The sequence below is a fragment of the Buttiauxella warmboldiae genome (assembly GCF_003818135.1).
Taxonomy (GTDB): Bacteria; Pseudomonadota; Gammaproteobacteria; order Enterobacterales; family Enterobacteriaceae; genus Buttiauxella; species Buttiauxella warmboldiae.
In genome coordinates this window covers 104,171-115,027 of sequence record NZ_RPOH01000025.1, presented here as the reverse complement: position 1 = coordinate 115,027, position 10,857 = coordinate 104,171, and the positions used below count along the sequence as shown (strand labels likewise).

The following is a 10,857-nucleotide window of genomic DNA, read 5'->3' as shown; positions in this document are numbered from 1 at the left end:
TTTCCTTCTTTGTCAGCAAGAATAAAGCCGCTTATCTAAGCGGCTTTATTCTTTTACCAGACCGGTAATTCGTCTTGCAGGAAGGGATTATGCAGGCGTTCGTAACCGAGGGTGGATAATGGCCCGTGACCGGGAATAAACGTCACATCATCGCCCAGCGGCAGCAGCTTACGCTTAATGGAGTCGATTAGCACCGCGTGATCGCCACGCGGGAAATCGCTACGCCCTACTCCGCCTTTGAAAATCACATCACCGGAAATCAGAAGCTGGGAGCGAGCGTCAAAGAAAACCACGTGGCCAGGCGTGTGGCCCGGGCAGTGCAGCACCTGTAAAGTCACATTGCCAACCGCTACCGTCTCGCCATCATTAAGCCAGCGAGCGGGCGTCAGCGGCAAACACTCTTCCATACCAAACATCTGGCTTTGGGCCGGTAAACCCTGCAGCCAGAATTCATCTTCTTTTTCCGGCCCAACTACAGGAACACCATAGTGTTCAGCCAGTTCAGCTGCCGCCCCAACGTGATCCAGATGACCATGCGTAAGCAGGATTTGCGTGAGTTTCACGCCTTTCGCCGCAACCTGCTGTTTGATCTTTTCGGCTTCACCGCCGGGATCGACCAATGCTGCCTGTTGCGTGACTTCGCACCAAATCAGCGAACAGTTTTGGCCGAATGCGGTAACCGGGATAATGTGATAGTTCATGAGGCTCCAATACCGGCAACGCTCGCCGGATTCCGTTGTTTTACCAGTGCCTTAGCGGCCCGGTATCAATATGCACAAAGTTGCTGCGTGGGTAATATCCTACACCACCTGCGCGCATAGATAATGCTGCTTTGCGTACATTGCTTAACGAAATCCCTTCAATATGGAAATCCATGGCCTGGCCTTTGGTGTGGTAGCTCTTTTTTGCCACTCCCTTGCCGTGAGCGCGTAGCCCATTGTTGGTGACCAGCGAGCGGTAGCCTGACACCAGCTGCACGGGTTTGTTGGTGCCTAACAAACTCTGCAGGCGGTACAGCTGGTCAAAGAGTTTAGGGTCGATGGATTTGATTTTATTCGCGCGATAATCACGGAAGAAATGGTTAAGCCTTGCTAATTCATCCTGAATATAGCCTTTACCATCAAAAAATTCAGCTTTCAGTGACTCCCCCGTATGCAGGTTATTAAGAGTCAGAATGCGCGGGCGTGGTGTTGAAAGCGTGGCCAACGCTTGCGATGGAAGCAGAGCGGCACCTAAAGCCACGCCACCCAACGCCAGCAGCCTGCGGCGGTTTGCGTCAAATTTGTCCATGATGTCCAGGTCTACAGATAAACGGTCGAATAATATGCACTTCGGGCGCACTGCTGCGCACCTTAACTGCCTAAGCTTAGTGAGTCAAGACGCGCTGAACCCCGGTAAATCCGGGCCCTGTAGCGGGCCCGGATGGCTTACGCAATGATTACGACCGCTAATTCATTAGAATTACTGCATTTAGCGCATCAATAATTCCGCTTTTGCCAGGATTTGTGCGCCAGATCGCGCGGTGAGATCGTAATTGTAAATATCTGTACGATATTGTGTGCGCCCGTCCGCACCGACAAACGCAGTCAAATAGTACAGATTGACCGGGATACTCTGGCGGATGTTGACGTATTTGGTGCTGCCGTCTTTAAGCTGGCTCGAAATCCGTGCGTCGTTCCAGCCCGCATCCTGTAACAGCATATTTGCCAGCTCAGAGGCTTTATTGACGCGTACGCAGCCTGAACTCAGCGCTCGCGCCTCTTTCTGAAACAGATTATGGTTTGGAGTGTCATGCAAATAGATGGCGTCAGAACTTGGCATATTAAATTTGTAACGCCCTAACGAGTTCTGCGAACCGGGTTTTTGCTGGAAGCGGAAGGGTAAATTGCTGGCGGTGATGGTGCCCCAATCGACACGCCACGGGTCAATGGCTTCCGCATTATTGATCCAGCCGCGCAATACGCTATAGCCGTGTCTGTCGAGATAGCCCGGGTCCTGACGAACTTTTGGCAGAATATCCTGCCGCGCCAGCGTCGAGGGCACATTCCACGGCGGGTTAACCACCACATTATTCAGCGCGCTACTCATCATCGGCGTTTTGCGATCCGGGCGGCCGACAATCACCCGCGACGCCAACACTTCACTACCGTTAAGGTAATAGCTCAGTGAATAGTCAGGGATGTTAACCATAATGCCGGTATCCAGTTTTTTTGGCAGTAGCCGCAAACGTTGAATGTTCAGCGCCACCAGCGAGGCTCGCTGCTGCGGCGTCACGTTTAGCCAGTCTCGCGTGAGCTTCCCAACCGCTCCGTCAACCCCCAGCCCCTGCCATTTCTGAAAACGCTTCACCCCTGCTACCAGCTCTTTGCTGTAGGTGCTGCGAACCGCAGGAGCCGCTTCCTGTTTGTTATCGGCGACGGCATCTGGAAGCCGGTGCGCACTCTGCTCGCCGTCTAACTGGATCGCAGACGGGCTGACAACCGCCGCGATGTCGGAAACACCTGAGCGTTCAGTTAGAGGGATCGCCGGTTCAGCTTGCAACATACCGTTACGCGCCAGTATTTCACGCAGCGCGGGAACATCGTTGCTCCACTGGCCTGGACGCAGGGTTTCACTATCGGTGAGCTGCGGCCACGGGCGCGAGTCACTCAGTAGATGCACCAGCGACTGATGCAGCTTAGCGTATTGCGGGTGCTGAGGGGCGAGGGTGGCAACAAAGCTGGCCAGGGTTCCCCGATCGACCGCCACCTGCCACTGGTTAATCACCGAAATGGGCGGAGTTTGCAGCCTGTAAGGCTTAGTGCTGTACAGCCAGCGGTTGCCTTGCGTAGGTATGCCATAAACAAATTGCAGATAGCCCATCATCGCGTCGGACAACACGACGTCCCGCGCAAGGCCGGTGACTGACGGATCGGTAAGCAGTTCAACCCAGGTGGTGAATTGTGGCTGGATGCCTGAAATAGCCAGTTCGGCGAGCTGCTGCTGGAAAGCTTTCACCGCATCGCGGTTTTCCCACAGCGGTTTCATTTCGCGTGCCGCATAAAATGCCGCCAGCGCATTGAGGTATATCGGCGTGTAACCGGCAGGCAGATGCGCAACCAGCTGTGAGCGACTTTGTGCGGCAGACATGCCTGTTAAATCAAGGGGTAAAACCCCCACCATCGCGGCCGTTGCGGCTGACTGTGGCAGCGGCTGGCCTGCTGAGCTGGCAGGTTCAATGCTCACCGCAGAGCTATCAGAAGGGACCAGCGCAGGCTCATCGGCCTGCGCCATAAACAGTGGCGCGAAACTGAGTACCAGCCCGCAGGCCAGCGCTGACAGTCGAAAACCGTGCAATTTTGTTAGCAACATCCCTTGCCCCTCTGTTTATCACTTATTACTTCACCCAGCTTTATCATTGGGTTCAACAATCAGTATATAAACAGCGAATAGTATTTGCCTGTATAAATGTAAATAAAATTAACGATTAAGGTGTGGCAGAAAAGAAAACGCGGGCCGTAGCCCGCGAGTTTTATTACGCATCTATGGCGCCAGCCACAGGTTCGGGCAGCGGGGGGGCAAAGCCCCTGAGCCCCACGACGTGGACGTGTTCGTGGTTGTGCACCACCTTACGTACCAGCTTATAAGTGGTGCCTTTTTCCGGGCTGATGTTCTCAGGTGCGGCAATGATCAGCTGCATTTCAAGTCGTTCGCACAGCTCAAACAGCGTGGCAATTGACTTCGCATCCAGTCGCGCGGCCTCATCAAGGAACAGCAGACGACATGGGGAGATATCTTTACCGCGCAGGCGGCGTGACTCTTCTTCCCAGCTTTGTACCACCATCACCAGAATCGACATCCCGGTACCGATAGCCTCACCGGTGGACAACGCGCCGCTTTCCGCGCGTAGCCAGCCGTCTGAACCACGGTTAACTTCCACTTCCATTTCCAGGTAGTTACGGTAATCGAGCAGCTCTTCACCGATGGTTTGCGGCGTACGCTGGCCCATATCAATTTGCGGATTCAGGCGTTGATACAGCTTCGCTAATGCCTCTGAGAAACTCAGGCGGCTGCTGTTAAACAGATCCTGATGTTGCTCATGCTGCTCTGACAGCACGTTGAGCAAGGTGGCGTGGGTTTCACGCACGTTCACATTCAGGCGCACGCTGTTCACCTGGCCGAAGGAGACGCTTTGCAGCCCCTGGTTTAGCATCCGAATGCGGTTCTGCTCACGCTGAATGGTCTTGCGGATAATATTCGCCGCGCTGCGTGAACTGATCGCCAGTTTTTGCTCGCGCGAGGTCAGCTCTTCGGTCAGGCGGCTCAGTTCAATCTCCATCTGTTCGATGGCTTCAACTGGGTCGTCAGTACGGATGATATCCTGGCGGATACGCTCGCGAAGATGCTGGTAGACAGCCACAAAGAACTGAATTTTACGTTCAGGGCGCTTTGGATCTTCCGACATGCGCAGCACATCGCGCAGGTGTTCGTTATCCGCCACCGCCAGACGCAGCGCCCCCAACGCTTTATCCGAAATAGAACGCAGCTCGTCGCCGGTGACATAGGCCAGCTCGCGCCGATGCAGACGGCGCTCAACGCCATTGTCTTTCACCATGCGCATCACGGCACACCAGCCCGCTTTGGCTACCACAACCTGCTCACGCATTTCAAAATAGCTGCGTTCCAGCTGTTTGAGCTTACGCGTCAGGTTGCTCATTTCCGCTTCACACAGGGTCAGCGCTTTTTCGAGCTGATTGCGGCGCGAACGGTTGTTGCTCAGCGCAGTATGCAGTTCGTCACGCCGCGCACGCGCCCGCTCTTCCGCGCCGGTATCCGCACGAACGCCGATATCCTGTAGCTCTTTATGCAGATCGGTTAACAGCTCTTTTTTGGTATCGAAGGAGCTTTTCAGCGATGCCATTAGCTGGCTGAACTGGCTTAGCTGCTGGGCATGGCTACGCAGCGCTTCACGTGAACGCGTACGTTCGGCTTCAGCCTGTTCAAGACGACGGCGTAATTTCTCGTTTAAATCGCTGTTGCCATCCAACATGGCAGCTGAATCTGAGTAGCCGAAGTGCGCCCGGCGCTGCACCACTTCGGTCAGGGCAAACGCCTGCTGACGCGCATCGCGCTGCACCTGCTGTGCGTACTGATAATCTTCTTTTAGCTGCTCGAACTGCTCAGGGTCGCTTTGCAGCACCGACGCCACAGCTTCGAGTTTCGCCAGCGGGTTACCAAACTGCTGCAGGAAACGCGCCGCTTCTTGCGCTTCATCCAGACGCTCACGGATTTCATCACAGCGGTCAGCCAGTGTTTCATCATTTAACAAACTAATGCGCGGCAACAGGCGGTTAAGTTGATCAACGCCTTCTTTTGCCCGATCGTATTGCTGGCGCTGCTGCTGATTGTCGTTTTCATGGCTGTTGATAGCACGTTCAACTTCACCACGGCGGGTGTTTAGCTGACGAATTTCCGCTTCCGGATCGTCGTCAAATGCCACGCCCAAATGCTGGCCGATGAAGCGGCTGAATGACTGGTGCAAACGCTGAGATTTCTGAACATCAAATGACAACGTTGCGAAACGTTCCGCCAGTGTTTCACGCTCTGCATGCAGCTTTTCGAGACGATTTTCACGGGCCGCGCGACCAAACAATGGCAGCTGAGGCAAACGCGAATAGCGCCACTGGCGTTCTGCCGTTTTCACCAGCACCGCGGCATTCAGCTCTTCAACGGTGAAAACGCTGTCATCGAAGGAAGCCGGGTCCCCTTCAATTAAGTACAAGTCTTCCGGGCAATCTTCGAGGTTATCGAGTTGATCGCGCACTAACGATAAATCTGGCACCACAATGGCGTGACGCGATGGGCCATACAACGCAGAGAAGTACGGTGCGTCGTCGAGGCTGATATCGTCATAAATTTCTGACAGCAGTACGCCGCCAAAGCGTTCAGCCAGGGCATTTAAACGTGGGTCTTCAGCGCCACCGGGTTGGCTCAGACGTTCGATTTCTTCATCGATGGCACGCTTACGGGCGCCGACTTCATCACGTTCAACGGTGACTTCACGCTCGCGCTCAAGCAGCTGCTGCATATATTCAGTAACTTGCTGACTGCTCTCAAACTGCTCATGGCTTTGCTCGCAAAGCTGAGTCAAGCTGGTTTGCGCTGCCAGCCAAATCGGTGCGCGCTGTTGCAGGCGTTTAATACGCGCCTGAATTTGCTCTTGTTCCTGACGCAAGTTGGCACGCTGGTCGCTGGCATCAGAAACGCGTTGCTGCAAGGTTTCGATACGCTCAGAAAGTTCGTCGTGCAGCACTTCCAGATCTTCGGGATCGAAGTGTTTGCCCTGACGTTTGCAGAACTCAGCCAGCAGACGCTCGGCTTCCTGCTGCTCGCGCAGACGCTGCTCAAGTTCGTTAAGACGCGCACGCAGCGGCTGAACCTGTTCCATCAGATGCCGCTGATTATTGCTGTCACGCAGTAATTCACGCGCAACGTTCCAGGCATCGCTACGACTCACCGGACCATTGATTGCCGTCACCAGTTGATAAGCATGCTCAAACTGGCTGTGCGCCGTTTGCGCCACGCTCATTTTCTGCTCAAGATTAAGCAGGTTTTCAGTACTTTCCTGCTCTTTAGCCTGGAAGGTTTCCAGCCACTCTTCCGCACTTTCAGCGGTTAAATCTGGCAGATGGCACAGTGAACGTGCACGCTCGAGCGCCTGCAACGCTTGCTGGTATTGAATCGCGCGAGTTTGCTGCACGTCGAGTGCTTGCTGGTAATCGGCAAGCTGGCTTTTCAGCTCATCCACTTCCAGCTCAGCGGCTTCGGCGCGAACTTCATTCTCTTCTTGCTGCTCAGCGGCTTCGGCAACAATTTCATTCTGCTCTTCGAGGCGCATTTGCAGTTCGTCGAGGTCGGCTTCATAGCGCTCGATTTTTTCCTGCTGGCGAATCGCCGTTTGCACCAGGTTCAGGTGGTCACTGGCCGCCTGGTAATCCGTTTCCAGATCCCCTTCTGCGCCGCTGTGTTCCGCCAGCTCACGCGCCATCTCAACGTGCTTGTATTGCTCCGCAGCCAGCTGTTTACGGCTGGTCAATAGTTCACGACGCAGTTCGAGCGCTTTATCCAGATGGATGCGACGCTCGTTGGCATGGCGCATGTAATCCGCCGCCACATAGTTAGTGGCTTCAGAAATCAGGTGCTTAAACAGGTCACGGTCGGACTGCGTGACGCGAATCGCTTCCAGCGTCATGCGGTTTTCGCGCAGCGCCGCTTCCATATCCTGGAAAGCTTTACGCACGCCGCCGTTTTCTGGCAGCAGATAGTCGCGCAGTGAACGCGTAATGGCGCTGGAGATCCCGCCGTACAGCGAGGCTTCGATCAGGCGATAGTACTTGCTACGATCCGAGGCGCTACGCAGGCGACGCGCAATAATGCCCAGATCGAACATCAGCGAATGGTAATCCGTAATCGAGTTGAACTGCTTAAACTGCACCCCTTCGATGGTTTCAACTTTATCTTTCAGCTCCTGCAGGCTCAGTACCCGAGCCTGGCGCTCGTTAAGCGTTTCAGTCAGCAGCTGAGTTGGCTGAATCGACGTTGGCAACCCCTGAATGGCAAAGGGTTTGATATCGACTTTACGATCGCGGCCGGCAACCTGTTGCAGGCGCACCCCCACCACCACACGCTGATGGCGTGAGTTCATCACATCCAGCAAAGAGTAGCAGACGCCCGCTTTTAATTTACCGTGCAGACCTTTGTCGCGGGAGCCCGATGTCGCCCCCGCTTCGGTGGTGTTACGGAAGTGCAGCAGCGTCAAATCCGGGATTAGCGCGGTGACAAATGCCGCCATGGTGGTCGATTTACCGGCCCCGTTACCGCCGGAAAGCGTGGTAACCAGTTCGTCTAAGTCAAAAGTACGCGCGAAGAAACCGTTCCAGTTAATCAGCGTTAGCGAGCGAAACTTACCGCGTTCAATCATTCCTGTTCATCCTCCGCGTTATCCTGAGCAGTTTGCGCCTCTTCTGTTTCATCATTGAGCTGCAAACGAGTTTCCACCGGCATCGCTTCACCATCGCGGATCATGCGCAGCTGCGCTTCGCGCGCGTCGTCACCGGCACGCACGTCGGCACCAAAGCGGAATACGGATTCGGTAATGCGGAATTTGCTGCTGTCGTGGCCCATAAACCAGATCATCCCCAGACGGCGCAGGCGCGTCAGGGAGGCACGAACTTTTTCCTGCAGCTTTTGGCGGTCCAGGTCGGAACCGGTAGAACGGTTGTTCACCAGCTTCAGCAGCTTGCTTTCATCGGCCAGCGTCAACAGCTCATCGTAGAGTTCTGCCTGGGTGAAAATACCTTCATTCGCCAGGCGTTCCGGGCTGAGGTAAAGGTAACAGAGAATTTTACCCACCATCATATCCAGTTCAGATAACACAGAACGCGGAATGAGCGTGGTGGAGCGCGGACGCAAATAGAAGAACCCTTCCGGCGCGCGAATCAGCTCCACGTTATAGCGGGTGTAAAACTCTTCCAGCTCATCCTGGAAATCCATCAGATAAGCATGGTTATCCAGCTCATCAAGCCCGACGTGCCTTCCGGCGCGTAGCTGGCTATCGAGCGCCGGGAATAACGGATTGACCAACGCCTGTGCCAGTTTGACCGGCATCACTTTTTCAATATTTGTTGATGACATGCGCCTGTACCTTGGCTCCGTAATCGTTAATTGCCTGCCACTGCGGCGGCAAGCCAGTAAAATCTGCTTCAGCCACACCCAGACGTACCGCCTGGTCGACTACAATTCTCGCCACATCGAAATGGCGCGCGCGCGGGTATTGCGCCAGATAGTCACGCATCACGACCCCCAAATCCAACGGCACCTGCCTGGTTTTATAAACCTGCAGTGCCGCCTCAATCATGGCGGCGAGCTGTTCGCGGATTTCATTAAACTCCTCGAACTCCAGATCGGTTGGCAGCTCGCCCATCACCTCTTCATCACGCAGCGTTAATTCTTCGTCGCGCATATCGAGCAGACGATCGGCGTTAGCGTAGCTCAGCGCCCACGGCGCATCGAAATAGTTCTGTACCGAGACGCGCAAACGCTGGGCAAAGACGCGATTTTTATCCATATCAATGGCGGTACGAATGAATTTATGGACGTGGCGATCGTAGCCAATCCACAGGTCAATCGCCTGCTGGCCCCAGCTGACGATACGGTCGAGTTTGCTTTGCAGATCGAATACCAGGCGGTCGACAAAGTGCAAATCGTCACGCCCGAGAATCGCATCCTGAATGCGCAGCAGGTTAGCCTGAAGTTTGTCGCCCGCCGCTTCCAGGGTGTCCTGCAGTTCACGCAGCGTGCCGGAAGTTTCGGACAGCAGCATTTCACAGCTGGAAATAGCCGCGCGCCAGTCTTTGTTTAATAGCTGGGCGATATCGTCTTTAACCTGCAGCTGTTGCTCATCCATAATGCGCTGGGTGAGATCGATGCTGTCAAAAATCTCCGCCACCGAGTATTTCAGCGGTGCAAAGACGTTGCGATGCCAGTGAAACTCATCGCCGCCTTCATCTGCCGAATCGGCGGCGCGCTTCAGTTCCCCTGCCACAATCGACAGCTGCATGGACAAACGCAGCGTGGAAAACTCCCGCTGGCGGATGTAGTAATCGGTAATGCCAATGCCGAGCGGCGTGAGGCGATAAATCGCATTGCCTTCGTTGATTTCGCTGACAAAACGGTTAATCAGACGCTGGCGCACCATATCATTGATGGCGTTATTGGCACGAACGTTAATGGTTTCGCTGGTTTGCTCGAAACCGTCACTGACGTGACGGAAAGCATCAATCAGCTCGCCTTCACTCATTTCACCGTCTAATCGCTCACCGTTTAAGGTGGCGATCGCCAGCAGGAACGTCAGGCGCTCTGTCGGCAGTGACAGTGAATAATCATTTTTCCTGGCCCAGGCAACCAGTTCCGGCACTGTCTGGGAAACATCACTCATAATTTTTCCTTGGCTCAAGCGGCTTGATAGCTGTCACGTGGATGTAGCGGCCAAGGCTCACAAAAGGTTCCTGGCGGCAATAGCGCGTTTCCAGCTCAAGCAAATCGTCAAAACCATCGCGCTGTTTGTGCTTATCGCGCAAGTAATCGTGGAACACTCGCACCCCGGTTTTCCCGGTTATCTGCCAGCCAATTTGCTCCAGCCAGTGATAAACCTGTTCTGGCTGCAGCGGATTGTCGGGCGAAAGCGTTTTACGTTTATTCTTTTTCATGCCCTGAAGCACATATTCGAAGTTACCGACAAACATGTTTCTCATCAGCAAGCCGTTAGCATTGTAGAACATCAGGGATAAAGCTCCGCCGGGGGCAAGGTTTTCCCACAGCGTTTTAAGCACCGCTTGCGGGTCAACGACCCATTCCAGCACCGCGTGGAACAATATCAGATCAACCGGCTTTTCCAAATGTTGGCCAATATCCTGGGCGCAGGAATGTACAAAATGCATGTTGTCGCTCACACCTTTCTCGCAGGCCAAAGCCTGCGCGCGGGCAATCATCTCAGCTGAGACATCACAAAGCAGGACTTCATGCCCCCGCTCAGCAACACCGCACGCAGTTTGCCCTTCGCCGCCGCCGGCATCCAGTACGCGGATTTTTTCAGGCAGGGTAGCCAGCAGTGCGTCAAGATCTTGCCACAGGATAGCCTGGCGGAGCTGGCCTTTGGTTGTACCGTAGATATTGCGTGAAAACTTCTCAGCAATGTCGTCAAAATTGCGGTCACGCACGGGTACGGCTCCATGGGGAAAAGGATCTTCTCAGAAAGGGGGTATTTTGGCACAGCCGCGCCAGGAATGAACCCGTCTGGTGTAATATCATCCGCGTTTA

At 54.5% G+C, this 10,857-nt stretch carries 7 protein-coding genes; all 7 read right to left on the bottom strand.

From position 1 onward, the window contains the following. Nucleotides 1-53: 53 nt before the first annotated feature. Nucleotides 54-701, bottom strand: coding sequence for an MBL fold metallo-hydrolase (locus EHN07_RS07795; RefSeq protein WP_124023607.1), 648 nt, complete (start codon nt 699-701; stop codon nt 54-56). A 40-nt stretch (nt 702-741) separates the two neighbouring features. Beyond that, nucleotides 742-1,290 (bottom strand): peptidoglycan L,D-endopeptidase MepK, encoded by a 549-nt coding sequence (gene mepK / locus EHN07_RS07790; protein WP_124023606.1) that lies wholly within the window; start codon nt 1,288-1,290, stop codon nt 742-744. A gap of 180 nt (nt 1,291-1,470) precedes the next feature. Further along, nucleotides 1,471-3,351, bottom strand: coding sequence for a L,D-transpeptidase (ldtD, locus tag EHN07_RS07785; protein ID WP_124023605.1), 1,881 nt, complete (start codon nt 3,349-3,351; stop codon nt 1,471-1,473). 163 nt (nt 3,352-3,514) lie between these two features. Beyond that, nucleotides 3,515-7,960 carry a chromosome partition protein MukB gene (mukB, locus tag EHN07_RS07780; protein ID WP_124023604.1) on the bottom strand — a complete coding sequence of 1,482 codons (4,446 nt, stop codon included), beginning with the start codon at nt 7,958-7,960 and terminating at the stop codon, nt 3,515-3,517. Continuing rightward, nucleotides 7,957-8,673: a chromosome partition protein MukE gene (mukE, locus tag EHN07_RS07775; protein WP_124023603.1), complete on the bottom strand. Its 717-nt coding sequence runs from the start codon at nt 8,671-8,673 to the stop codon at nt 7,957-7,959. The genes mukB and mukE overlap by 4 nt, the downstream gene beginning before the upstream one ends. Next, nucleotides 8,654-9,976, bottom strand: coding sequence for a chromosome partition protein MukF (mukF, locus tag EHN07_RS07770; protein ID WP_124023602.1), 1,323 nt, complete (start codon nt 9,974-9,976; stop codon nt 8,654-8,656). Before mukF ends, mukE begins: the two co-directional genes overlap by 20 nt. Then, a complete protein-coding gene (gene cmoM, locus EHN07_RS07765) occupies nt 9,969-10,757 on the bottom strand; it encodes a tRNA uridine 5-oxyacetic acid(34) methyltransferase CmoM (protein WP_124023601.1) in 789 nt (262 codons plus the stop codon). The genes mukF and cmoM overlap by 8 nt, the downstream gene beginning before the upstream one ends. Between the last annotated feature and the right edge of the window lie 100 nt (nt 10,758-10,857).

Coding starts and splice junctions, on each gene's coding strand:
- EHN07_RS07795 (WP_124023607.1), bottom strand. CDS start 701: ATGAACTATCACATTATCCCGGTTACCGCATTCGGCCAAAACTGTTCG.
- mepK (WP_124023606.1), bottom strand. CDS start 1,290: ATGGACAAATTTGACGCAAACCGCCGCAGGCTGCTGGCGTTGGGTGGC.
- ldtD (WP_124023605.1), bottom strand. CDS start 3,351: ATGTTGCTAACAAAATTGCACGGTTTTCGACTGTCAGCGCTGGCCTGC.
- mukB (WP_124023604.1), bottom strand. CDS start 7,960: ATGATTGAACGCGGTAAGTTTCGCTCGCTAACGCTGATTAACTGGAAC.
- mukE (WP_124023603.1), bottom strand. CDS start 8,673: ATGTCATCAACAAATATTGAAAAAGTGATGCCGGTCAAACTGGCACAG.
- mukF (WP_124023602.1), bottom strand. CDS start 9,976: ATGAGTGATGTTTCCCAGACAGTGCCGGAACTGGTTGCCTGGGCCAGG.